Source organism: Sphingomonas kyeonggiensis (genome assembly GCF_014196745.1).
Lineage (GTDB): Bacteria > Pseudomonadota > Alphaproteobacteria > Sphingomonadales > Sphingomonadaceae > Sphingomonas > Sphingomonas kyeonggiensis.
This window is the reverse complement of sequence record NZ_JACIEH010000003.1, coordinates 634,967-659,494: the sequence shown is the minus strand read 5'-3', so window position 1 is coordinate 659,494 and position 24,528 is coordinate 634,967. Positions and strand designations below refer to the sequence as shown.

Here is a 24,528-nt window from a genome sequence, read left to right as displayed (position 1 = left end):
TGATATAAAGTCACATCCGTTCATCTGCCGCTCATCGTGCGGAGGCAACATTTCGTCCCATGGGCGCGCAGCGACTCGCGCGCCGCACTCTGAAGGGGAGAGTTGCCATGTCGCGTTCCGCTCTGCTGCTCGGTTGTTCCGCCCTGCTCACCACTTCCGCCGCACCGCCGCCCATGCCCGCGAACGGGCCGGTCGCCGCGGTTCAGGACCGCCATTCGCCGGTTCGCTGCGTGCGGACCGATGGCGAGGATGACCGCCTGCGCAACCGCCCCCGCACCCGGGGCTATGCGCCGGTCTCGCCACCCATGCCGATGCCGGCTCCGCTGCCCCAACCGGCCCCGATGATGGCTCCGCCACCGCCCGTGGCCAGCCAGGAACTAACCGTCTCCGCAGCCCGAACCGGGGGCGCTCCGCAAGGCATCGTCAGCAAACTCGCCAGCCCGGCGCCCTATGGCGCGCCCGGCAATACCGAACGCTATGACGGCAAGGCCGTCGCCTCGATCCAGTCGGTCGCGGACCAGCCCGTCTCCACCTTCTCGGTCGATGTCGACACCGGCGCCTATGCCAATGTCCGCCGCTTCCTGAGCCAGGGGCAGGACGTGCCCGCCGAGGCGGTCCGCACCGAGGAGATGATCAACTATTTCCGCTATGATTATCCACGCCCGACCTCGCGGGACGTGCCGTTCAGCGTGACCACCGATGTCTCGACCACGCCGTGGAACGCCGAGACGCGGCTGCTGCGCATCGGCCTGCGCGGCTATGACGTCGACGCCAAGGGCCGCCCGCCCGCCAATCTCGTCTTCCTGGTCGACGTGTCGGGATCGATGGAGAGCCAGGACAAGCTGCCGCTGGTCAAGAAGGCGCTGACCCAGCTCGCCGACCGGCTGACGCCCCGGGATCGTGTCTCGATCGTCGTCTATGCCGGCGCCGCGGGCATGGTGCTCGAGCCGACCAACAAGCAGGAATATGTGAAGGCGGCGCTCGACTGCCTCTCGGCCGGCGGCTCCACTGCGGGCGGCGACGGGATCAAGCTCGCCTATTCGGTCGCCCGCGCCACCTTCGTCCAGGGCGGGATCAACCGCATCTTCCTGGCCACGGACGGCGACTTCAACGTCGGCATCAACGACAAGTCGGCGCTCGAGGCGCTGGTGAAGAAGAACCGCGACGACGGCATCACGCTGACCACGCTCGGCTTCGGCACGGGCAACTACAACGAAGCGATGATGGAGCGCATCGCGGACGTCGGCAACGGCAACTATGCCTATATCGACAGCGCGATGGAGGCGACCAAGGTGCTCGACGACGAGCTCTCCGCCACGCTCTTCACCATCGCCAAGGACGTGAAGGTCCAGGTCGAGTTCAACCCGGCCCAGGTGAAGCAGTACCGGCTGATCGGCTATGAGAACCGCGCGCTGGCCGAGGAGGATTTCAACAACGACACGGTCGATGCCGGCGACATCGGCGCCGGGCACCAGGTAACCGCGCTCTACGAAGTCGTCCCGGCCAGTGCCAATGGCTGGACCTCGGAGCGGCGCTACGACGCCAACCGCACCGCCGCGCCCGCCGGCAAGGGCGACGAGATGGCCTTCGTCAAGCTGCGCTACAAGCTGCCCGGCAACGAGACGTCGAAGCTGATCGAGCGGCCAGTCTCTGCCGGCCTGATGCGCAGCGCCGCCGCCCCGCGCGGCGACATGGCCTTCGTCACCTCGGTCGCTGCCTTCGGCCAGCATCTGCGCGGCGACAAATACCTCAACGGCTATAGCTATACCCAGATCGGCGCGCTCGCCCCCGCCTCCCAGAACTATTGGCGCAGCGAGTTCGCGCGACTGGTGAAGCTTGCCGATTCGGGACACTCGACGGTCGCCTCCACCGACTAGCTTGTCGCGCTGCGCCGCACCACGTTATGCATTGGCGAGAATCGACAATAGCAACGGACGGGGTTGGCGCAGATGAACAGCACGGAACCGCTCTACGAGGGCGCCCCGATTTGGTTGACGCTCCCGTTCGCGCTGATCGCGGTGGGAGTCGTCTTCGCACTCCTCGTGCTGTTCTGGGGCGCCCGCCTCGCCGGCCGCCGCCGCCGGGCGCGCGCCGAGATCGAGGAATATAACCAGGAGTATCGGGAGGAGTCGCCTGCCCAGCCGATCACGCCGCCGGTAGCCCCGTCGCCGCCACCGATCGCCGAGGCGCCGCTGGCGCCGCCACCGCCCGCGCCGGAGCCCGTTGCCGAGGCGCCCGCCCCGGCACCCGAGCCGGTTGCGGAGATCGTCCCCGCGCCGCTGCCGCCGGTAGTCGAGGAAGCTCCGGCACCCGAGCCGCTGGCGGACGAACCGATCGCCGCGGCCGCGCCGCTCGATGCGTCACCCGCCTCGCTCGCCTCGGACATTGCCGAGCCCACCCCTGCGCCCGAGCCCGCACCGGTGGCAGCGGAGCCCGCGCCTGTTGCCCCCGCCGGCGATGACCTCACCCGGATGAAGGGTGTAGGCCCGCGCCTTGCCGAGCGGCTCGCGAGCGTCGGCATCACCAGCTTCGCCCAGCTCGCCGCGCTCACTCCGGAAGAGGCCGATGCGCTCGACGCGAAGCTCGGCGACTTCCAGGGCCGCATCCACCGCGACCGCTGGATCGAGCAGGCCAGCTTCCTGGCCAAGGACGACATCGCCGGCTTCGAGGGTGTGTTCGGGAAGCTCTAAGGCCGGCCGAACAGTCCGGGTGCATTCGCCTGCACGACCGCGAGCATCTCCTCGTGCGTGCAGGTCAGCCCCTGCGCGCTCAGCGCCAACTCGCCAAAGCCGAGCAGCTTGTTGCCCGCGGCGATGCGCCCATGCAGCGTGGTCGGGCGATAGCGCTCGGGCTCGCGCAGCCACAGCGAGACGAATCGCTGGTTCCGGATCGACATGTCGGCGGCGCGGGTGAAGGCGCTCCAGGGAATCCGCTCGGGCGACCAGCGAAGCCAGAGGATCCCTTCGGGGCCGATCTCCATCACCGGGCCGGTGCGGAACATCTGCCGCACCGCGGCCAGAGTGCACAGCGGGAAGAAGATCGCGCCCGCCCAGCCGGCCCAATGATGGAAGGGGTCTTGCACCGCATCGGCCGACACCACCGCGAACAACGAGGCGAGCGTCATCAGCAGGCCGAGTGTGACCAGCCCCAACTGCTTGCCCCGCGCGGCTTGCGCGACGAGGCGAACCGCCATCCTCACTTCTCGGCGCGTTCGACCAGCAGCTTGTCGATCTTGCGCCCGTCCATGTCGACGATCTCGAAGCGCCAACCCTGCTCCACGAAATAGTCGCCTTCATTGGGCAGCCGCTTGAGCACCGCGAGCGCCAGGCCGGCGACGGTGGCGTAATCGCGGTCCTCGTCGAGATCGAGGCCCAGCTTGTCGGCGAGCAGGTCGGCGGCCATCTGGCCCGAGACGAGCAGCGAGCCGTCCTCGCGCGTCACGATATTGGGGTTGTCGCCCGGCTCGACGTCGGAGGCGAGCTCGCCGGCAATCGCCGCGAGCAGGTTCGCCGGGGTGACGATGCCTTCGAAATGGCCGTACTCGTCATGGACGAGGCCCATCGGCACCTCCGCCCGGCGGAGCGCGCCCAGCGCGTCCATCGCATCGACCGTGTCGGGCAGGATCGGCGCCTCGCGCATCAGCTTCCTGAGGTCGAGCGCCTCGCCGCGGAACAGCGCCGCGGCGATGTCGCGCGCCTGGACCACGCCGATCACCGTGTCGACCGATCCCTCGGCCACCGGCAGGCGAGTGTGCGGGGTAAGCAGCAGCGCCTCGCGGATGCCGTCGGCGTCGAGGTTCACGTCCACCCAGTCGACATCGGTGCGCGGCGTCATCACTTCGCGCACCGGCCGATCGGCCAGGCGGACGACGCTCGAGATGATCGAGCGCTCATGCTCCTCGATCACGCCCGACTTGCTTGCCTCGGCGACGAGCAGGTGCAGCTCCTCGGCGGTGACCCGGTTCTCCGATTCGCGATCGAGGCCGATCAGGCGGAAGATCAGCTTGGTGGTCGAATCGAGCAGCCACACCAGCGGCGCGGTCAGGCGGCTGATCCACAGCAGCGGCACCGAGACCAGCACCGCGATCGGCTCGGGCGAGCGCAGCGCGAACTGCTTGGGCACCAGCTCACCCGCGACCAGCGAGCCGAAGGTGGTGAGGCCGATGACGATCGCGATGCCCAGCGTGTGCGCCAGTTCTTCGTTCACGCCGAGCAGCTCGATTCGCTGCGCGGTCGGCTCGCCCAGGCTCGCGCCCGAATAGGCACCGGCGATGATGCCGATCAGCGTGATGCCGATCTGCACGGTGGAGAGGAACTTGCCCGGATCGGCGGCGAGCTGGATCGCCGTCCGCGCCCCCGCCCCGCTGCGCCCGACACGCGCCATCGCCTCCAGCCGCGCCGTGCGCGACGATACGATCGCGAGTTCGGACATCGAAAAAAGGCCGTTGAGAACGATCAGCGCGAAGATGATCGCTACGTCTATCCAGGGGAAAGGCGCTAACATGATGTGGCGCCTTCATATCCGCACAGGGGGCCGCGCGGCAACCGGTGTTGCATCCGCGCAATGAAATGATGGATCAGCTGCGCCGCTCGCGGAAGAAATCGCGCAGGATCTCGCCGGCTTCCGCCTCGCCGATGCCGGGATAGATCTCCGGACGATGGTGGCATGTCAGCTGGGCGAAGAAGCGCGGACCATGCTCCACCGCACCGCCCTTGGGATCGCTCGCGCCATAATAGACCCGCGCGATCCGGGCATGGGCGATCGCGCCGGCGCACATCGCGCAGGGCTCCAGCGTCACCCACAGGTCGCAATCCTCGAGCCGATCGCGCCCGAGCGCCTCGGCCGCAGCGCGAATCACCCGCATCTCGGCATGGGCGGTGGGGTCATGGAGCGTGCGCGGCGCATTGGCCGCGGTGGCGATCACCTTGCCGTCATGGATCAGCACCGCTCCTACCGGCACTTCCCCTGCCTCGGCCGCCGCACGGGCGGCGTCGAGCGCCAAGCGCATCGGTTCGGGGAGCGGGAACATGGGAGGTGCCTAGCGTGGAAGCTTTGTGCCGTCACCTTTCCCCGGCGAAGGCCGGGGAGAAGCTATACGGTAGCCGGGCTGACGGCTGCGCAGGCGTCGCCAACGAATCGCGCAGCACGCTCCACAGCGCAAAGGCGACGCCGGGCAGGAACCCCAGCACCGTCAGCCCGCAGGTGATCCAGAAATCGCGCCCCGCACCCCTGGCCAGGTACGTCCCCAATGGCGGCAGCAACACTGCCGCGACAACGGGTCCGGGGCGCGCAGCCATTATCTGGCCTCGGGGGTCGGCGTCGGCGTGGCGCCGGCCTGCTTCACTTCGATGGTGGGCAAGGTGACCGTGGTGTTCTTCATTTCGACCGTCGGGACTGCAACGGTCGTATTGGTGGTTCCGATCCCCACCGAACCCGTCTCGGCCTTGAATTTGGGCAACTGGCCGCCCTTCGCGTCGAAAGTGATCGACGGCATCGTCGCGCCCTGCTGCTGCTCGATGCGCAGCATGCCGACCGACATGAGCACCACGACGGCAAGCGCGACAAGACCGATCAGCACGAGAATTCCACGCATCGTTTCATCTCCCCAATTTGAATCGTTTGCGTAATCAACGTCGCATCAACCATGGCGGTTGCATGGGGACAAGGCGTTTCTTGGAGCGAATCGGTTGACGCTCCGTCCCATTACGGTTATTCGCGCCGCCTTTCCGGCCGTGGTTCGCCAAGGCTCAAACCAGGATATCAAACGATGTCGCGCATTTGCGAGCTGACCGGCAAGGGCCGGCAGGTGGGTAACAACGTTTCCCACGCCAACAACAAGACCAAGCGTACGTTCCTGCCGAACCTGCAGAACGTCACGCTGATCAGCGATTCGCTGGGTCGCAGCGTCCGCCTGCGCGTTTCGACGCACGGCCTGCGCTCGGTCGAGCACAATGGCGGCCTCGACAACTGGCTGCTCAAGACGCGCGACGAGGACCTCTCGCTGCGCGCCCGTCGCCTGAAGCGCGAAGTGCGCAAGGCGTCGGCCGAGAAGACCGCGGCCTAACAGCCCGTTTCTTCGACGGCTCAATGCGAGCCCGTTCTCCACGCGGAGAGCGGGCTTTTCGCATGTCCGGATTTCTGCCGGCGTGACGGAATTGGTAGACGTATCGCCACAGCGATCCCGGCGACGGGTGCGGGTTCGATCCCCTGCCGCCGGCAATCCCGACCCGGACCTCAGCGCTTCGCGAACTCGATCCGGAACTTGAGCAGCAGCGACCATTCCCAGAATTGCTGGTTGTCGTCCGATGCGATCCACAGGATCGTGTCGTCGCCCTCGCGGGTGACCGCCAGCGCTTCGTAATTGTCATGGATCAGCGGCGCGGCCAGCGTCGCGATCTCGAGACCGCGCACCACTGCGCCCGGGCGAATGGCCCGCGGATCGACGAGGGTCAGCTTGGCGGTGAACAGCCCGGGGACCGAGAAGCGGCGATTGAGCACGATCAGCCGGCCATCGGGCAACTGCACCGCATCGCTCGGGTCATAGAGCTCGCCCGGGGGCATGTAGACGAAGCGGATCGGCTTGATACCGGGCGTGGTCGGATCGCCGGGAAACATCAGCCCCTCACGCCCTGTCCGGCTGCCCTTCGGCCGCGTCGTCTCGCCCAGCACGAGAAACCGGCCGTCGTGCAGGCGCACCAGGGATTCGGGCCCGCCATTCTTCGACCAGTCGCGCATCGCAGCCGGACGGGCGCTGCGCTCGGCGCGGGTCAGGTCCGTATTGTAGCGCCAGATCGCATTGTAATTCTCGAAGCCGACCCAGACCCGGCCCGTGGCCGGATCGCTGGTCATCGATTCCGAATCGCGCTCGGACTTCAGCCAACCATTTGCCGGCCCATCCGGCAGGTCGCCGAACTGGAGGCCGTGCGGCACCCAGTCGCCACCCATGCGGAAGCGGATGAAGGTCCCGCCATCGCTCAGCAGGGTGAAATCGTCACCCAGGATCCGCATCGACGAGAAACCGCCGAACGCACGGTCCGGGCTCTTCAGCCTTATCCCGCCCAGATAGGTGAGCGCCCCCACCCGGGTGCGCCCGGGATCGCCCAGGTCGAGCGGCACGCGCTCCACGGTCATGCGAGGCATCTTGCCCAGCACATCGCGACCATCCCGTCCCGACGCGGAGAGCAGAAGGATGAAAATCAGCGAGAACAGCGCGGTCGCGGAACGGAAAAACATCGCCCTGCTCATAGCGGCTGGGCGGGGAAGAACCAGCGCCCGAAAGATGAACGCCAGATGACCAGCGCGTTCAGAAGAAAATAAAGGGAACCAGAGTAACTTGCGTTAGTTATCTGAATTCGAGTTTCCCCTCGCGTAGCGTATCGAGGGCTGAGGGCCGCCCCAAGGGGCGGCCCTCGTCGTATCAGTACATGTGCTGGCCGCCGTTGATCGACAGCGTCGATCCGGTGACGAAGCCCGCCTCGTCCGAGCAGAGGAATGCCACGCCGCGCGCGATCTCGTGCGCCTGGCCGAGCCGGCCGACCGGAATCTTGGCAACGATCTTCTCGAGCACTTCGGCCGGCACCGCCGCGACCATGTCGGTGTCGATATAGCCCGGGGCGATCGCGTTGACCGTCACGCCGAAGCGCGCGCCTTCCTGCGACAGCGCCTTGGTGAAGCCGTGGATGCCCGATTTGGCGGCGGCATAGTTGACCTGGCCGTACTGGCCGGCCTGGCCGTTGATCGAGCCGATATTGACGATGCGGCCCCATTTGCGGTCGCGCATGCCCGGGAACACCGCGTGCGCCATGTTGAAGCAGCCGCCCAGGTTGATGCGGATCACATCCTCCCACATGTCGCGGCTCATCTTGAGGATCGTGCCGTCGCGCGTGATGCCGGCATTGTTGACCACCACATCGACCGGGCCCAGCTCGGCCGCGACCTTGGCCACACCCTCGTGGCAGGCATCGTAATCGCCCACGTCCCATTTGTACGACGCGATGCCGGTGCGCTCGGTGAAGGCCTTGGCCTTCTCCTCATTGCCCGCATAGTTGGCGGCGACGATCATCCCGGCATCCTTGAGGGCAAGGCTGATCGCCTCGCCAATGCCGCGGGTGCCGCCCGTCACGATCGCTACGCGTGCCATGTATCTCTCCTTCGTGGATGAGCCGAAACGCTAGGCAGGCTGGGCCCAGCCCGCAAGCGCCTCGCTCAAAATTGTGCGCAGCATGTCGATGCCACCGGAACTGTCGTTGAGACAGGGCAGATAGGCGAACTGGCTTCCGCCCGCGCCGAGGAACGTCTCGCGTCCCCGGATCGCCAGCTCCTCCAGCGTCTCCAGGCAATCCGCCGAGAAGCCGGGCGCGACGATCGCGACCTTCTTCACGCCCTTGCCCGGCAATGCGGCGAGCGTCGCATCGGTGGCGGGCTCCAGCCATTTCGCCCGGCCGAAGCGCGACTGGAAGGTGACGGTGAGCTCGCGGCCGAGGGCTTCGCTCAGCAGGCGTGCTGTCTTCCGACAATGGCAATGATAGGGATCGCCCAGCTCGAGCGTCCGCTGCGGCATGCCGTGGAAGCTCGCCATGATCGCATCCGGCTCGAAATCGAGCCTGGACAGGCTCTCCTCCACCGAAGCCTTGAGCGCCGCGATATAGGCAGGGTGGTCGTGATAGGGCGGCAGCGTGCGGATCGCCGGCTGCCAGCGCATCCCAGCCAGCGCCTCGAACGCCTTGTCGTTGGCCGTCGCGGTCGTCGCCGCGCAATATTGCGGATAGAGCGGCGCGATCAGGATGCGCTGCGCGCCGTCCGACCGCATCGCGGCGAGCCGGTCGGCGATGCTCGGCGTACCATAGCGCATCGCCCAGTCGACCGGATTGCCCGCACCGAACGCCCCTTGCAGCGCATCGCTCTGTGCCTTGGTGATGGCGGCGAGCGGCGAGCCGTCCGGGCGCCAGACCTGTTGGTACGCATGTGCCGACTTTTTCGGCCGGGTGCGCAGGATGATCCCGCGCAGGATCGGCTGCCAGATCAGCGGCGGGATCTCGACCACGCGGCGGTCGGACAGGAACTCGGCCAGATAGCGCCGCACCGATGTCGCATCGGGCGCGCTCGGCGTGCCGAGATTGACCAGCAGCACGCCGATCCTGTCGGGCGCGGGGATGGGCGGATGCCCGTCGGGAAGGCTCATTCGACGTCCGAAAGCAAAGGAAGCACGCGGAAGCGCACGCCGCTCGCCGATTGCAGCGCATTGGCGATGGCCGGGGCGACCGGGGGCACGGCGAGCTCGCTCGCCCCGCCGGGATCGGCACCATTCCGGATCAATTCCACGGTGATGTCCGGCGCGTCCGCCAGGGTCGGCAGGCCGAGCTCGGAGATTTCGCGCACGTCCGCCACATTCTCGGTGAAGCCGGTCGATCCCGCGAGCGCCGCCGCCATGCCGAAGAGCAGCCCGCCCTCGATCTGCTGCGCCACCAGGTCCGGATTCACCACGCGCCCGCAATCGACCGCCGCGACCAGCCGCTCGACCTTGACCTTGCGCCCGTCCAGCCGCGCCTCGGCCATCACCGCGATATAGGAACCCCGAAACGCGTGGCAGGCGATGCCCTGTCCGCTGCCGGGCTGCCCGCCCTGCCAGCCGCCGAGCTGCGCCGCGGTCTGCAGGCAGCGCGCCAGCCGCGTCTCGCCGCCCAGCATCGCCATGCGGAACGAGACCGCATCCTGCTCGGCTGCATGCGCCAGCTCGTCCAGGAAGCTCTCGACGAAGAAGCAATTGTAGCTGTGTGCGCCCGAGCGCCAATAGCCGGTCGGCACGCCGATCGTCGCCGGATGGTGGTCGACCGCGTAATTGGGGATGCCATAGACCGGCTGGGCACCGGCCACCGCCGAGGGATCGCCCTTGCCCGGCAGCGCGAGCGACGCCTGCACGACCGGATCGCCGCCGAGCAGCCGCGTCGCCAGCTCGCGCCCGGTCTCCGGCGCCGCGATCTTGGCGAGCAAGCCCGAGATCTGGCCGCGTCCGTTCAGCTTGCCGGTCATCCGCCCGATCGCCGGCGGGCGGTAGCGGTCGTGCCGCATATCCTCGCCGCGCGGCCAGGTGAGCTGCACCGGCCGACCGACGCTCTGGCTCAGCAGGGCCGCCTGCGCCGCCACCTCATGCTCCAGCTTCGCACCGAACGAGCCGCCGGCCATGGTCGCGTGCACCGTCACCGCGCTTTCGGAAATGCCGATCGCCCGTGCCGCCGCTGCCCGTGCCAGCCCCGGCGCCTGTGTCGGCAGCCAGAGCGAGAGATAGCCGTCATGATAATTGGCCGTGCAGGTCATCGGCTCGAGCGCGGCGTGCAGCGCGACATCGACGCGATATTCCGCCGACACCACCTTGGCCCCGCGGAAATCCGCCGCGAGATCACCCGCCTCGTGCAGCCGCGCACCGTCCGCATTCAGCGCATTGTTGAGCGCATCGGCGATCGAATCATTGTTGATCACGTCCTCGGGCGTCTTGAAGCGCGGACGCATCGCGTCGATCGCCTTCTCCGCCGCCCAGCCATTATTGGCGATCGTCGCGACCCAGTCCTTCGTCGTCACGATCGAGAGCATGCCGGGGATCTTGTTGGCCGCCGCCCGGTCGAGCCTGACCAGCTCGGTCTCGCCGATCGGCCCCATCCGGATCGAGGCGAAGACCATGTTCGGCAGGCGGATGTCCGCGGCGAAATTCAGGCTGCCGTCCACCTTGGCCGGCGCGTCGAGCCGGGGCAGCGGCTGGCCATAGAGCCGGTTGGTCTCGGCGGTGCGCAGCGGCACGTCGCCCGGCACGCTCTCGTCCGCCGCCTCGGCGGCCAGCTCGCCGAAGCCGAGCTTCGAATTGCCATGGACCACCTGGCCGCCGACCGTGTCGCAGCTCTGCCACTCCACGCCCCAGCGCCGCGCCGCCGCCTTGCACAGCAGCACCCGCGCGGTGGCACCGGCATGGCGCAGCTGGTCCTCGAAGTTGCGGATCGAGGTCGAGCAGCCGGTCAGCATCAGCCCGGTGCGCGAGGCATGGGTGCGGCGCAGCTGCTCGGGCAGGCCGCCCAGCGCCAGCGCGAACAGCTCCTCGGCCGCCAGCGGATTGGCGTAGAGCGGGTTGAGCGGCGCGGGCTCGACGCCGACCATCTTCCAGTTCGCGCCCAGCTCGTCGGCGATGATCTGCGGCATGGCGGTGAACACGCCCTGCCCTTCCTCGCATTGCGGGATGGCGACCGAGACGTGCCCGTCGGCGCCGATCTTGATCCAGGCGCCGAACAGGCTCTCGCCCGGCGCCGCGCTGAGATTGGGAAGATAGGTGCGCGGCCACACCGCCCAGGCGACCACCAGCCCCACGCCCACGCCGCCGCCGACCAGCAGCGTGCGCCGATCCAGCTTCTGGAGCTTGCCGAAATCGACCTTCATCGGGACTGCTCTATCTTGCAGGTGGAAGGCTGTCACCCCGCGCGCCCTCATCGTCGTCCCGGCGGAAGCCGGGATCTCAGGCGGCAGCGCAATACGGCACGAGATCCCGGCTTTCGCCGGGATGACGGACAGGACCTCTTGGGTTTGCAACAAGCCTGTTCTATCGGGGTCGCACACCCTGGAGGGAAATACGTGCTGCTTGCCACCCTTGCCGCCGCCGCGGCGGACCATATCCATTTCACCGATCTCGGCCTCGACAAGGTCGCGCTCGATCTCGGCTTCTTCCAGGTCAAATGGTATTCGCTGGCCTATATCGCCGGCATCCTGGTCGGCTGGTGGTACCTGATCCGCCTGCTCAAGCAGCCCGGCGCGCCGATGAGCCGCGCCCATGCCGATGATCTCGTGTTCTACGCGACGCTGGGCATCATCGTCGGCGGCCGGCTCGGCTATGTCCTCTTCTACGGGCTCGACCGGTTCATTCAACACCCGCTCGACATCATCAAGCTGTGGGACGGCGGCATGTCGTTCCATGGCGGCGTGATCGGCACCACGCTGGCGATCATCCTGATGTGCCGCCGCCAGGGCCTCAACTGGCTGCGCGTCCATGACTATGTCGCCTGCTGCGCGCCCTTCGGCCTGTTCTTCGGCCGCCTCGCCAATTTCGTGAACGGCGAGCTGTGGGGCAAGCCGGCCGACCTGCCCTGGGCGATCGTCTTCCCCGGCGCCGGCCCGCTGGCCCGCCATCCCAGCCAGCTCTACGAAGCCGCGCTCGAAGGCCTGCTGCTGTTCGCCATCCTCGCTTATGCCTTCTGGCGCACCAAGGCGCGCTACGAGCCGGGCAAGCTCGTCGGCATCTTCCTGCTCGGCTATGGCTGCTTCCGCTTCTTCGTCGAATATTTCCGCGAGCCCGATGCCCAGTTCGCCAACACGATCTTCGAGAATGTCATCCATATGGGCCAGGTACTCTGCCTGCCGATGATCGTCGGCGGCATCTACCTGATCGCCACCGCGAAGAAGCGCCGCGAGCGGGTCGAGCCGATCGCGGGCACGGAGAGCGTGGCCTGACGTGAGCGAGAACCCCCTCGACGCCGGGCAGCAGGAGCGCGCCACCAACGCCGCCGAACCCCTGCTCGCCGAGCGGCTCTCCCGCGCCATCACCATGGCCGGGCCGATCCCGCTCTCGCAGTTCATGGGCGCCGCCAACGCCCATTACTACGCCACGCGCGATCCGCTCGGCGCGCGCGGCGACTTCACCACCGCGCCCGAAGTGAGCCAGATGTTCGGCGAGCTGATCGGCCTGTGGGTCGCCGACCTGTGGCACCGCGCCGAGCAGCCGCCGGTCCGCTATGTCGAGCTGGGCCCGGGCCGAGGCACCCTCGCCGCCGACGCCCTGCGCGCCATGGCCAAGGTCGGGCTCACCCCGCCGGTCGACCTGGTCGAGACGAGCCCGACGCTGCGCGCCGTCCAGGCCGAGCGGGTGCCCGGTGCCGAATTCCATCTCGACCTGATCGGCCTGCCCGACGACGCGCCGCTGGTCTTCGTCGCGAACGAGTTCTTCGACGCGCTGCCGATTCGCCAGCTCATCGCCACCCAGGAAGGCTGGCGCGAGCGGCTGGTAGCCTGCCAGGACACGCTGTTCCTGCCGATCGCCGGCGACCGCAGCTTCGACATGATCATCCCGCGCGACTTCAAGGAAGCCGCGCCCGGATCGATCCTCGAGACCTCGCCGGCCAGCGTCGCGGTGCTGCGCCAACTGGCGAAGCGCCTCAACGACCAGGGCGGCGCCGCGCTGGTCATCGACTATGGCTATATGGGCCCGGCGATCGGCGACACGCTGCAGGCGGTGAAGGGCCATGCCTATGCCAACCCGTTCGACGAGCCGGGCGAGGCCGACCTGACCGCCCATGTCGATTTCGCCACGCTCGCGGAAGCGGCGCATGCCGAGGGGCTGGTCGTCTACGGCCCGGTCACCCAGGGCGAGTTCCTCACGCGCCTCGGCATCACCGAGCGCACCGCCAGCCTGTCGCTCGCCACGCCGGAACGCGCCGGCCAGCTCGCCACCGATCGCGAACGCCTGACCCATCCCGAGCAGATGGGCGAGCTGTTCAAGGTGATCGCCTTCACCGCCCCCGGCTGGCCGGTGCCGGCAGGTTTCGAATGACCCGCGCCCCTGGCCGTCACCCCGGCGAAAGCCGGGGCCTATCTTGGAGAGAAGCCGCAGATACCGCAGCTGTATTTCTATCTGGCGAGGGCACGAGATGGGTCCCCGCTTTCGCGGGGAGGACGAAATGAACATGATCTACCGCGACGCCACCCCCGCCGACCTGCCCGCGATCGACACGCTGTTCCGCGCCAGCTTCGTCGCGACCTTCGGCCATCTCTATCAGCCCAGGGACCTCGCCGACTTCCTCGCCGGCTTCACGCCCGAGGCCTGGGCCGAGGAGTTCGCGGAGCCGGACCTGCGCTTCCAGCTCGCCGAGGACGAACAGGGCCTGGCCGGCTTCGCCAAGACCAGCAACCTCACCCTCCCCGCCGAGACCGGCGCCCGCACCTATGAACTCCGCCAGCTCTATCTCGACGAGCGCGCCAAGGGCAGCGGCGCCGCCCAGGCGCTGCTCGACTGGGCGCTCGACCAGGGCCGCGCCCGCGGCGCCGAGGAGATGTGGCTCTCGGTCTATGTCGACAATCACCGCGCCCGGCGGTTCTACGAGAGGAACGGGTTCGAGGACCGCGGTCCCTATGCCTTCATGGTCGGCGCGCACGCCGATGAAGACCGGTTGATGAGGCGCATGCTGTGAGTGAAGAAGTCGAAGTCTTTCGCGCCCGCGCGCTGAACGGGATCGCCCATGGCTTTCTCGGCCGCAAGGGCGGGGTCTCGACCGGCGCGATGGCCAGCCTCAATGTCGGCCTGGGCTCGACCGACGATCCCGCGCTGATCGCCGAGAATCGCCGCCGCGCGGTCGAGGCGGCGCTGCCCGGCGGCCGGCTCGTCTCGCTCTTCCAGGTCCATTCGGCCGACTGCGTCACCGTCGCCGAGCCCTGGGAAGAACGGCTGCGCCCGCATGCCGATGCGCTGGTCACCGATCGCCCGGGCCTGGCGCTCGGCATCCTCACCGCCGATTGCGCGCCGGTGCTGTTCGCCGACCGCGAGGCCGGCGTGGTCGGTGCCGCCCATGCCGGGTGGAAGGGCGCGATCGGCGGCGTCACCGATTCGACCATCGCCGCGATGGAGACGCTGGGTGCGCAGCGCGAGCGGATCACCGCCGCGGTCGGCCCGTGCATCGCGCGCGCCTCCTACGAAGTCGATGTCGTCTTCCTCGCCCGCTTCGCCGATGCGGACCCGGAGAATGAGCGCTTCTTCACCGAGGGCCGACGCGAGGATCACTGGCAGTTCGACCTCGAAGCCTATGTCGCGCACCGGCTGGCCTCGGCCGGCATCCGCACCGTCGAGATGCTCGGCCAGGACACCTATGCCCGGGAAGACCATTTCTACAGCTTCCGCCGGGCGACGCACCGCCAGGAACCGGATTACGGCCGGCAGATCTCGATCATCGGGCTCTAATTTTACTCCTTCTCCCCTTGTGGGAGAAGGAAGGGGCCCGCTCGCGTAGCGAGTGGGAAGGATGAGGGGGCTTGAGTCTCACTCCCCCTCACCCTTCCGCCGACTGCGTCGGCTCCCTCCCTCTCCCACAAGGGGAGAGGGAAATCAGTCCCTTCCAAAATAGGATTTTCCATGTTCCTCTTGGGAGCATGCGCAACCCCGCACCGTTCCACCCTATGCGCCGATCCCGCGCCACCCTTCGCCGCGCCCGCCGGCGAAGCCCCATGGCCTCGCGCGTGGATGTCGCGACTTTTGTGACTTTCCGCGCGTTTCGGGCTCCCCCAAGCCCAGCCGAATCGTTACAGATGATACGAAAATACAGCCGGAGAGACTCATGACCGACGAGACCGAAGCCGACCTGACCGGCGCCACCCCGCGGCGGCGCCCCAAGCCTTCGGCGGACAAGGTCGGCGATCGCAAGCTCAAGCCCAGCACGATGATGATGGGGCACGGCTATGATCCGATGCTCTCGGAAGGCTCGCTCAAGCCGCCGATCTTCCTCACCTCGACCTTCGTCTTCCCCAATGCCGCTGCCGGCAAGCGCCATTTCGAAGGCGTCACCGGCAAGCGCCCGGGCGGCGCCGACGGCCTGGTCTATTCGCGCTTCAACGGCCCGAACCAGGAGATCCTCGAGGACCGTCTCGGCATCTGGGAAGGTGCCGAGGACGCGCTGGCCTTCTCCTCGGGCATGTCGGCGATCGCCACCCTGTTCCTGTCGATGGTCAAGCCGGGCGACACCATCGTCCATTCGGGCCCGCTCTACGCGGCGACCGAGACGCTGATCGCCCGCATCCTCGGCCGCTTCGGCGTCCACTGGCTCGACTTCCCCGCCGGCGCCACCCGCGAGGAGATCGATGCGGTGCTGAGCAAGGCCGCATCGGGCAATGTCGCGCTGATCTATCTGGAGAGCCCGGCCAATCCGACCAACGCGCTGGTCGATGTCGAAGCCGTCGCCGCCAGCCGCGACGCGATCTTCAAGGGCGCCAGCAAGCCCCCGATCGCTATCGACAACACCTTCCTCGGACCCTTGTGGGCCCAGCCGCTCAAGCAGGGCGCCGACATCGTCGTCTATTCGCTGACCAAGTACGCGGGCGGCCATTCGGATCTGGTGGCGGGCGGCGTGCTCGGCTCGAAGGAGCACATCAACACGATCCGGTTGATGCGCAACACGATCGGCACGATCTGCGATCCCAACACCGCCTGGATGCTGCTCCGCTCGCTGGAAACACTGGAGCTGCGCATGTCGCGCGCCGGCGAGAATGCCGCGAAGGTCTGCGCGTTCCTGCGCGGCCACGAGAAGGTCGAGCATGTCGGCTATCTCGGCTTCCTCGAGGAAGGCTCGCGCCAGGCGGACATCTACAACCGCCATTGCACCGGCGCCGGCTCGACCTTCTCGCTGTACCTCAAGGGCGGCGAGAAGGAGGCATTCGCCTTCCTCGACGCGCTCAAGATCGCCAAGCTCGCGGTATCGCTCGGCGGCACCGAGACGCTGGCCAGCCATCCCGCCGGCATGACCCACCTCTCGGTCCCCGATGCCCGCAAGCAGGCGCTCGGCATCACCGACAATCTCGTCCGCATCTCGATCGGCGTCGAGGATGCCGATGATCTGATCGCCGATTTCGAGGAAGCGCTGAAGGCGGTGTGAAGAACAGTCTCCCCGGCTTCGGCCGGGGATATTGGGTGCAATACTTATGGAGCACCCAGCTTGATTGAGCTTAGAGCGCGAAAGCCTTATCCTGCCCATCCGAGGGGGACTCGGCCATGATCGGACTTTCGCGCTCCATTGCTCTTCTCGCCGCGCCATTGCTGGCGCTGCCCGCCATCGCCCAGACCGCTGACCCGATGGCCGGCATGCACGCCGGCCATGGCTTCCCCCAGACGCTCGCCGACTGGGCGCGCGGTGGCCAGATCTTCCCCGATCTCGGCAGCTTCCACCGCGACAGCGGCAGCAAGGTCCCCCAAGCCCAGGCCTATTTCGACCAGGGCATGCGCCTGCTCTGGGCGTTCAACCATGACGAGGCCGCGCGCAGCTTCGCCAAGGCTACCGAGGCCGATCCGCGGTGCGGCATCTGCTTCTGGGGCGTCGCCCTGGCGCTCGGCCCCAACTACAACATGCCGATGATGGCCGAGCCCCGCGCCCGGGTGGCCTGGGAAGCGCTGAAACAGGCCGAGGCGCTGGCACCATCCGCCACCCCTGCCAACCGCGCGCTGATCCTCGCACTGGCGAAGCGCTATACCGGCCCCCAGCCGATCGATCCCGGCAACAGCGCGCCCCTGCTCGCCGCGTTCGGCGATGCGATGCGCGACGCCGCCAGGGCCTTTCCGCAGGACGACGACATCCTCACGCTCTTCGCCGAAGCGCAGATGAACCGGAACCCGTGGAAGCTGTGGAACCTGGACGGCACGCCGGCAAAGGACACGCCCGAGATCGTCGCCACGCTGGAAACGGTGCTCGCCCGCAACCCGCATCATCCCGGCGCCAACCATTATTACATCCACGCGGTCGAGGCATCGACCGATCCGGGCAAGGCCGTCGCCGCCGCGGAGCGGCTCGCACCGATGATGCCGGGTGCCGGCCATGTCGTGCACATGCCCGCGCACATCCTCCAGCGCGTCGGCCGGTACGAGGAATCGGCACAGGCCAATCGTCTCGCCGACGCGGCGGACAAGGCCTATTATGCCAAGACCGCGGCGATCGACTATTACCCGATGTATTCGGCGCACAATCTCCAGTTTCTCGCCGCCGCCGCCTCGATGGAGGGGCGCAGCGCCGAGACGATCAAGGCACTGCGCGACGTGCGCGCCGTCTTCACCGACGAGATGGCGGCCGGCATGCCCGGCATGGATTGGGGCATCGGCTATCTCTACCAGGCGCTGATCCGCTTCGGCCGCTGGGACACGATGCTCGCCGAGCCCCAGCCCGATGCCCGGCTGCTCGACCTGACCGTCAACTGGCTCTCGGCCCGCACCATCGCCTTCGCCGCCACGGGCAAGCTGCCCGAGGCCGATGCCGAGCTGGCGAAGCTCGAGGCGAAGATCGCCGCCGCGCCGGCCGATGCGCTGGCCGGCATGAACATGGCCGCGCCGCTCTTCCAGATCGCCCGGCTCCGCGCCGAGGCCCGCATCGCGCTCGCCCGCAAGGATGCGGCCAGGGCGATCGCGCTGCTCCGCCAGGCGGTCACCCTTGAGGACGGCCTGTCCTACAACGAGCCCTCGGACGAGTTCTTCCCGACCCGCCATCTGCTCGGCGCCGCGCTGCTCGGCAGCGGTGCGGCGGCGGAGGCCGAGGCGGTGTTCCGCGAGGACCTGAAGCGCAACCCGCGCAACGGCTGGGCGCTGCTCGGCCTGGCCCAGGCCCTCGCGGCGCAGAAGAAGGACGCGAGTGCGGCGGAGAAGGACTTCGCCGCCGCCTGGGTCCGCGCCGATGTGAAGCTCAGCGCCCCGGCGTTTTGAGCGCGGCGGCGAGCAGGTCGGCCATGGTGCGATGGTCCTTGAGCGACGGATGCCAGTTGCATCCGGTCATCTCGAGGGTGGGCACCTTCACTGCCGTCACCCCGGTGGCCCGGGCCACCGCGGCGACGTCGGCGTAGAAATTCTCGGCGCCCATCAGCACCAGCCGCGCCTGGGGCTGCTGGCGCCGACGCTCTTTGACAAAGTCGATATAGCGCTTGCGATATGCCGCCCGCAGCGCCGCATCGTCCGCCCAGGCCTCGCCGGGATGGAGCTTGGTCGAGAAGTCGTTGGTGCCCAGGTTGATCACGATGATCCCGGGCCGCCAGCCATCCGCCCGGGCCGGCGCCGGCTCGCCCGGAATGGCGCGGAGGTAGAGGAAGGGCAGGTTCTCGCCCGGCTTGCCGCCGGCATAGTTGCGGACCACGCCATAGCCCGAATAGGCGACGATCCGGTAATCGGCGCCCAGCCGCCGCGCCAGCACCGGCCCGAACGCCTGGCTGGTATCGGTGGTGTCGTGCACCTTCCGCTCGTCACACTCGCGGGTCGGCGAGGTGTTGCCATAGCCGACACTGTGCGAGTCCCCGATGAACTCGATCCGGCGCAGCCGCACCGGCGGCGCCAGCGGCGTGCCATGGGTGAAGAAGCCCAGGAAGCGGCTGCTGCCCGACTGGCTCTCGGTCAGCTTGTCGATGCGGATCGTGTGGATGCCCGGCTTGAGCCGCGCCACCTTCACCACCGCGGGTCCCGGCGTCACCAGGGTCTGGAACGGCTTGCCGTCCACGCTCACCCGCAGCCAGTCGCCCTGCGTCTCGACCCGCGCGTTCACCTCGGTGCCGCGGAAACGCCCTTCGACATAGACGCCCGGCCAGCCGAAGCGGATCGCCTTGCCCTCTACCACCGCACGCCCACCGATATGGACATCGAGCGGCTTCCCGTCCGGAGCGGGTGCGGCGGAGAGGACGAGCGGCGCGAGCAGCGCAAGGGCGGCGAACTTCATGTGCCCAGCCTATGCGCAGCCGGGCGCCGCGTCAGCCCCAGAGATGGTCGCGATAGGCCTGGAAGCAGCGCGCGCCGCACTTGAGCCGGATCAGCGCGCCCTCGGCCATCGCCGTCGCCCGCGCCGGATCCTCCGCCACCGCCGGCCGGATCGCCTCGCGGTTCCAGTCCTCGCTGTGCTTGATGTCGAGCACCGCGTGCAGCGTGAAATAGCGCGCCTCCTTGGGGCTCAGCCCGACGCGCTTCAGCCCCTCGGCGACCAGCGCCGCGCGGCCCGGCGCGGTCAGCTCGATCACGCCGAGCGCGCCCACCGAATGCCAGGCATAGCGCCGGTTGGTCGCCATCGCGGTCATCGCATTGGCCAGGCACAGGCTCTCCCACACCGTGTTCTCGATCACCGGCTCCACCGCCAGCGTCTCGACCAGCGCGTCGAGCATCGGCCCGTGCATGCCCTTCTCGGTGCCATGCCCCATCTCGTCCCAGTAATTGCGGGCGAGCTCCAGCTTGGGGCGCACCGGCAGCTTGACCTGGGTCATCGCGACAAGATCGTCGAACCCCGCCTCGCCGGCAGCCTCCTGCTCGAAGAACCAGCGCAGCTGGTCGCGGTCCGCTTCCGCGCCCAGCCAGGGGAACAGCGGATCGCCCTGACCCGGCCCGTTCGCCTTCAGTCCTTCGAACCAGGCGATGAAGCCCTCGGCATCGGTCGGCGCCGCCGCGGCCTCCTCGGCGACTTCCGCGCGCAGCTCCTCGAGGAACGCGCCTTCCAGCCGCTGCATCTTCACGTCGCGCTCGAAAGTCTTCTGCCAGTCGTCGCTCGGGAATCCGGGCTCGAGCCGCTCCCGGTTCCAATGCGCCAGACCACGCTGGAAACTGTCCTTGAGAAATTGCGAGCCGAGCTCGTTCGCGAAATCGCGCGCACGGGTTGCCATGTCGATTGTCTCTCCTGCTTGCCCCGTTGAACCCGCCAATAATCGGGCGGGTTCCCGGATCGTTCCGGAAAGCGAGCCGATCTCCGTTACTTATGACCTGGATCAAGGCGGCGGCGCAGCGCTTGCCGATATCGCGCCTGCAGCATGCGAAGGTTGCATTCGTGCGGGCGCACATCGGTGCGTTAGCCAGCCGCGACTTTCCCGAGAGGACGCCCATGACTTCGCGAATCGCCCATCCCGGACTTGCCGCCAAGGTCACCAGCGCCGAGCAGGCGGCGAGCTTCATCGACGATCACATGACCGTCGGCATGAGCGGCTTCACCGGATCGGGCTATCCCAAGGCGGTGCCGATGGCGCTGGCCAGGCGCATCGCCGACGAGCGCGCCGCCGGCCGCAATTTGCGGGTGAAGGTGTGGACCGGCGCCTCGACCGGCCCCGAGCTCGACGGCGCGCTGGCCGAAGCGGACGGCATCGAGCTGCGCCTGCCCTACAACTCCGATCCGATCGCCCGTGAACGGATCAATCGCGGTGAGATGGAATATCTCGACATGCACCTGAGCCAGGTCGCGCCGATGGCCTGGGAAGGCTTTCTGGGTCCGCTCGACATCGCCGTGGTCGAAGTCTCGGGCATCACCGCCGACGGGGCGCTGATCCCCTCTTCCTCGGTCGGCAACAACAAGACCTGGCTCGATCGCGCGCACGGCGTGATCCTCGAGGTCAATCGCTGGCAGAACCCCGCGCTCGAGGGGATGCACGACATCTATTACGGCACCGCGCTACCGCCCAACCGCGTGCCGATCCCGCTGGTCCGCCCCGACGACCGGATCGGCCAGCCGAGCTTCCGCTGCGATCCCGACAAGGTGATCGCCGTGGTCGAGACCGATGCGCCCGATCGCAACCTGCCCTTCGCCAGGCCTGACGCGTCCGCGCTGGCGATCGCCGGCCATCTGATCGAGTTCTTCAAGCACGAGGTCGGCAAGGGCCGCCTGCCCCCGAACCTGCTGTCGCTTCAGTCGGGCGTGGGCAACATCGCCAATGCCGTGCTCGCCGGGCTGCTCGACGCGCCGTTCAGCGACCTGACCGCCTATACCGAAGTGCTGCAGGACGGGATGCTCGACCTGCTCGCCTCGGGCAAGCTGCGCATGGCGTCGTGCACCGCCTTCTCGCTCAGCCCCGACGCGGCCGAGCGGCTCAACGCCGAGATGGCCGACTTCCACGATCGCATCCTGCTGCGCCCCCAGGAGATCAGCAACCACCCGGAGATCGTGCGCCGCCTCGGCTGCCTGGCGATGAACGGGATGATCGAGGCGGACATCTACGGCAACGTCAACTCGACCCACATCATGGGTTCGCGCATCCAGAACGGCATCGGCGGCTCGGGCGATTTCGCGCGCAACGCCTTCATCTCGGTGTTCATGACGCCGTCCACCGCCAAGGGCGGCAGGATCTCGGCGATCGTGCCGCATGTCAGCCATGTCGACCACATCACCCAGGACGTGCAGGTGATCGTCACCGAGCAGGGCCTGGCCGATCTGCGCGGCCTTGCCCCGCGCCGCCGTGCCGAGCTGGTGATCGAGAAATGCGCACATCCCGAATACCGCCCGATGCTGCGCGACTATTACGAGCGGGCGCTCCGGGGCAGCTATGGGCTGCAGACCCCGATGCTGTGCGGCGAGGCGCTCGCCTGGCACCAACGCTTCGTCGAAACCGGCAGCATGCGGCCCTGATCCGGCTTGGATGCGGGCGCGGGTCATGCTCTAACCCGCGCCCATGACCGCCCCGTTCCGTACCGGCCTCGCCGCGCTCGCCGCCCTGTCGCTCACCACCCCGCCGGTCCTGGCGCAGACGAGCTCGGAGCCGACCGCCGCGTCGGCCGATCCAATGATCGGCACCGGCGGTGAGGGGCATACCTTCCCGGGCGCCGTCGCGCCCTTCGGCATGATCCAGCTGAGCCCGGACACCGACACGACCTGCCAGATCCGCAAATGCTACAGCCACGCCGCCGGCTATCGCTACGAGGATCCGACGATCCAGGGCTTCTCGATGACGCATTTCTCGGGGGCCGGCCATTCGGACCTGGGCGACTTCCTGATCCAGCCGGTCTCGGGCGACACGGTGGGTCTGGAGCCCGACGACTATCGCTCGCCCTTCGACCATGCGACCGAGCAGGCGGTGCCCGGCTATTATGCGGTGACGCTCGCCAAGCCCGGCGTCCGCGCCGAGATGACCGCGGGCACGCGGGTGGGAGTCCAGCGCTACACCTTCCCCGCCGGCAAGGCCGCGCATCTACTGTTCGACCTGCGCAGCTCGCTCTACAACTATCCCGGCAAGATCCTCTGGTCGTCGATCCGTATTCGCGCAGACGGCACGATCACCGGCGCGCGCGAGACCCGCGGCTGGGCGCCCGCCCGCAAGCTGTTCTTCGCGATCCGCCCTTCGCGCCAGATCACTGGCCACGCCTTTCTCGATCGCGAAAAGAAGGTCGAATATCGCGGCTTCCAGGGCCCGAGCCGTGGTGCGGACGATGCCCAGCAGCTCGCCGGGCGCGAACTGGTCGCGCGGTTCGACTTCGGCCAGATCGACGGACCACTCGAAGTGAAGGTCGCGATCTCGGCCGTCGATGAGGATGGCGCGATCGCCAATCTCGACAGCGAGCCGGGCAATTTCGACGCGGTCCGCGCTGCGACCGGCAAGGCCTGGGATCAGGCGCTCGGCGCAGTCGAACTCGAAGGCCCGGCGCCGATGAAGAAGATGGTCGCCACCGCGCTCTATCACAGCCTGATCGCGCCCAGCGTCTTCTCCGACGCCGATGGCCGCTGGCGGGGGCCGGACGACCAGGTCCATCAGGCCAGCAACTTCACCTTCCACTCGACCTTTTCGCTGTGGGACACGTTCCGCGCCGAACATCCGCTGCTTCTGCTCACCCAGAGCGAGAAGAAGAACGCCGACTTCGTCAACTCGCTGATCGCCAGCCAGCAGGTCAGCCCGTTCGGCATCCTGCCGGTCTGGCAGTTCAACGGGCGCGAGACCTGGACGATGATCGGCTATCACGCCGTGCCGGTGATCGCCGACGCGTACATGAAAGGCATTCGCGGCTTCGATCCGAACGCCGCGCTCGATGCGATGGTGAAGAGCGCCACCTACGGCCCCTATGGTGGCCTCGATCAGTACATGAAGCTCGGCTATGTGCCGATCGACAAGGAGCCGGAAGCGGCCTCCAAGACGGTCGAATACGCCTATGACGACTGGGCCATCGCGCGCATGGCCAAGGCGATGGGCAAGGCGGACATCGCCGCCCCGTTCGAGGCGCGCGCCGGCAACTGGCGCAACAGCTTCGACGTGAAGACCGGGTTCCTGCGTGCCCGCAAGGCGGACGGGACCTACCGCACCCCCTTCGATCCGACCGCGATCAACTATGGCTCGGACTATACCGAGGGCAATGCCTGGCAATATTCCTGGTTCGTGCCCCAGGACCAGGCGGGCATGTTCAAGCTGCTCGGCGGCGACGCCGCGGCGGTGAAGAAGCTCGACGCGATGTTCGATTTCGACAATTCGAAGCTCGACTACAGCCATGCCGAGGACATTGCCGGCCTGATCGGCCAGTACATCCATGGCAACGAGCCCAGCCACCACGTCGCCTATCTCTACAGCTATGCCGGCCAGCCCTGGCGGACGCAGGAGCGGCTCAAGCAGATCGTCGAGAGCCAGTACAAGCCGACTCCGGACGGCCTCTCGGGCAATGACGATCTCGGCCAGATGTCGGCCTGGTTCGTTTTCACCGCCCTCGGCTTCTATCCCGTGGCGCCCGGCTCGAACGAATATGTGATCGGCCGCCCCTTCCTCGACCGCGCGACGCTCAACCTGCCGAACGGCAAGCGCTTCGCCATCGTCGCCGAGGGACTGTCGGACACGAACAAGTACGTCGGCAAGGTCCTGCTCAACGGCAAGCCGCTGGCGCGCGGATACCTGAAGCATGACGAGATCATCGCCGGCGGCGAACTGCGCTTCACCATGAGCGCGAAGCCCAACAAGAGCTGGGCGACAGGCAAGGCGGTGCGGCCCTATTCGATGAGCACGGCTCCGCGCTGAGCAGCGCACCGGCCGCCCCGTCCGAGACCGCCCTATAATGGG

22 protein-coding genes and 1 tRNA gene are annotated in these 24,528 nt (G+C 67.9%); 12 read left to right on the top strand and 11 right to left on the bottom strand.

Annotated features, from left to right (window positions below):
• The first annotated feature begins 107 nt into the window (after positions 1-107).
• A complete protein-coding gene (locus tag GGR46_RS18330; protein WP_246426212.1) occupies positions 108-1,877 on the top strand; it encodes a vWA domain-containing protein in 1,770 nt (589 codons plus the stop codon).
• Between the two features lie 72 nt (positions 1,878-1,949).
• Complete coding sequence (locus tag GGR46_RS18325; protein ID WP_183999447.1) at positions 1,950-2,690, top strand: helix-hairpin-helix domain-containing protein; 741 nt, start codon at positions 1,950-1,952, stop codon at positions 2,688-2,690.
• Here the strand turns inward: GGR46_RS18325 and GGR46_RS18320 are convergent.
• The 5 genes from GGR46_RS18320 to GGR46_RS18300 form a co-directional block, all read right to left on the bottom strand.
• Positions 2,687-3,193 (bottom strand): STM3941 family protein, encoded by a 507-nt coding sequence (locus tag GGR46_RS18320; RefSeq protein WP_183999446.1) that lies wholly within the window; start codon positions 3,191-3,193, stop codon positions 2,687-2,689. The two genes, GGR46_RS18325 and GGR46_RS18320, sit on opposite strands and share 4 nt — an antisense overlap.
• 2 nt (positions 3,194-3,195) lie before the next feature.
• Positions 3,196-4,503, bottom strand: a complete 1,308-nt coding sequence (locus GGR46_RS18315; RefSeq protein WP_183999445.1) for a hemolysin family protein — start codon at positions 4,501-4,503, stop codon at positions 3,196-3,198.
• A gap of 73 nt (positions 4,504-4,576) precedes the next feature.
• A complete protein-coding gene (locus GGR46_RS18310) occupies positions 4,577-5,008 on the bottom strand; it encodes a nucleoside deaminase (protein WP_184000094.1) in 432 nt (143 codons plus the stop codon).
• A gap of 52 nt (positions 5,009-5,060) precedes the next feature.
• On the bottom strand, positions 5,061-5,297 hold the full coding sequence (locus tag GGR46_RS18305) for a YqaE/Pmp3 family membrane protein (protein ID WP_183999444.1): 237 nt from the start codon (positions 5,295-5,297) through the stop codon (positions 5,061-5,063).
• Positions 5,297-5,593 carry a hypothetical protein gene (locus tag GGR46_RS18300; protein ID WP_183999443.1) on the bottom strand — a complete coding sequence of 99 codons (297 nt, stop codon included), beginning with the start codon at positions 5,591-5,593 and terminating at the stop codon, positions 5,297-5,299. Before GGR46_RS18300 ends, GGR46_RS18305 begins: the two co-directional genes overlap by 1 nt.
• A gap of 174 nt (positions 5,594-5,767) precedes the next feature.
• On the opposite strand from GGR46_RS18300, the gene rpmB reads away from it, so the two are divergent.
• Entirely contained in the window at positions 5,768-6,064 is a 297-nt protein-coding gene (gene rpmB, locus GGR46_RS18295) for a 50S ribosomal protein L28 (protein ID WP_183999442.1), read from the top strand.
• A gap of 76 nt (positions 6,065-6,140) precedes the next feature.
• Positions 6,141-6,219, top strand: a tRNA-Leu gene (locus GGR46_RS18290).
• A gap of 15 nt (positions 6,220-6,234) precedes the next feature.
• On the opposite strand, the gene GGR46_RS18285 is transcribed toward GGR46_RS18290, so the two are convergent.
• From GGR46_RS18285 to GGR46_RS18270, 4 genes are all read right to left on the bottom strand, one after another.
• The gene (locus GGR46_RS18285; RefSeq protein WP_183999441.1) at positions 6,235-7,233 is read right to left on the bottom strand and encodes an esterase-like activity of phytase family protein; all 999 of its coding nucleotides are present in this window, start codon (positions 7,231-7,233) and stop codon (positions 6,235-6,237) included.
• A gap of 184 nt (positions 7,234-7,417) precedes the next feature.
• Entirely contained in the window at positions 7,418-8,140 is a 723-nt protein-coding gene (gene phbB / locus GGR46_RS18280; protein ID WP_183999440.1) for an acetoacetyl-CoA reductase, read from the bottom strand.
• A gap of 30 nt (positions 8,141-8,170) precedes the next feature.
• The gene (gene hemH / locus GGR46_RS18275) at positions 8,171-9,181 is read right to left on the bottom strand and encodes a ferrochelatase (RefSeq protein WP_183999439.1); all 1,011 of its coding nucleotides are present in this window, start codon (positions 9,179-9,181) and stop codon (positions 8,171-8,173) included.
• A complete protein-coding gene (locus tag GGR46_RS18270; RefSeq protein WP_183999438.1) occupies positions 9,178-11,418 on the bottom strand; it encodes a xanthine dehydrogenase family protein molybdopterin-binding subunit in 2,241 nt (746 codons plus the stop codon). Before GGR46_RS18270 ends, hemH begins: the two co-directional genes overlap by 4 nt.
• Before the next feature lie 192 nt (positions 11,419-11,610).
• Here GGR46_RS18270 and lgt point away from each other — a divergent pair, with 192 nt between their 5' ends.
• The 6 genes from lgt (at position 11,611) to GGR46_RS18240 (ending at position 18,472) form a co-directional block, all read left to right on the top strand.
• On the top strand, positions 11,611-12,483 hold the full coding sequence (gene lgt / locus GGR46_RS18265) for a prolipoprotein diacylglyceryl transferase (RefSeq protein WP_183999437.1): 873 nt from the start codon (positions 11,611-11,613) through the stop codon (positions 12,481-12,483).
• Positions 12,484-12,577: 94 nt separating this feature from the next.
• Positions 12,578-13,579: a class I SAM-dependent methyltransferase gene (locus GGR46_RS18260; RefSeq protein WP_184000093.1), complete on the top strand. Its 1,002-nt coding sequence runs from the start codon at positions 12,578-12,580 to the stop codon at positions 13,577-13,579.
• Between the two features lie 127 nt (positions 13,580-13,706).
• Positions 13,707-14,216 (top strand): GNAT family N-acetyltransferase, encoded by a 510-nt coding sequence (locus tag GGR46_RS18255; protein WP_246426210.1) that lies wholly within the window; start codon positions 13,707-13,709, stop codon positions 14,214-14,216.
• Positions 14,213-14,980, top strand: a complete 768-nt coding sequence (pgeF, locus tag GGR46_RS18250) for a peptidoglycan editing factor PgeF (RefSeq protein WP_183999436.1) — start codon at positions 14,213-14,215, stop codon at positions 14,978-14,980. Before GGR46_RS18255 ends, pgeF begins: the two co-directional genes overlap by 4 nt.
• Before the next feature lie 373 nt (positions 14,981-15,353).
• The gene (locus GGR46_RS18245; RefSeq protein WP_183999435.1) at positions 15,354-16,664 is read left to right on the top strand and encodes a cystathionine gamma-synthase family protein; all 1,311 of its coding nucleotides are present in this window, start codon (positions 15,354-15,356) and stop codon (positions 16,662-16,664) included.
• A gap of 116 nt (positions 16,665-16,780) precedes the next feature.
• Positions 16,781-18,472: a hypothetical protein gene (locus GGR46_RS18240; RefSeq protein WP_183999434.1), complete on the top strand. Its 1,692-nt coding sequence runs from the start codon at positions 16,781-16,783 to the stop codon at positions 18,470-18,472.
• On the opposite strand, the gene GGR46_RS18235 is transcribed toward GGR46_RS18240, so the two are convergent.
• The gene (locus GGR46_RS18235) at positions 18,453-19,469 is read right to left on the bottom strand and encodes an SGNH/GDSL hydrolase family protein (RefSeq protein ID WP_183999433.1); all 1,017 of its coding nucleotides are present in this window, start codon (positions 19,467-19,469) and stop codon (positions 18,453-18,455) included. The two genes, GGR46_RS18240 and GGR46_RS18235, sit on opposite strands and share 20 nt — an antisense overlap.
• A gap of 31 nt (positions 19,470-19,500) precedes the next feature.
• Positions 19,501-20,397, bottom strand: coding sequence for an iron-containing redox enzyme family protein (locus GGR46_RS18230; protein ID WP_183999432.1), 897 nt, complete (start codon positions 20,395-20,397; stop codon positions 19,501-19,503).
• 215 nt (positions 20,398-20,612) lie between these two features.
• On the opposite strand from GGR46_RS18230, the gene scpC reads away from it, so the two are divergent.
• Both scpC and GGR46_RS18220 read left to right on the top strand, forming a co-directional pair.
• On the top strand, positions 20,613-22,124 hold the full coding sequence (scpC, locus tag GGR46_RS18225; protein WP_183999431.1) for a succinyl-CoA:acetate CoA-transferase ScpC: 1,512 nt from the start codon (positions 20,613-20,615) through the stop codon (positions 22,122-22,124).
• A gap of 43 nt (positions 22,125-22,167) precedes the next feature.
• Complete coding sequence (locus GGR46_RS18220) at positions 22,168-24,486, top strand: GH92 family glycosyl hydrolase (protein WP_183999430.1); 2,319 nt, start codon at positions 22,168-22,170, stop codon at positions 24,484-24,486.
• Positions 24,487-24,528: the final 42 nt, after the last annotated feature.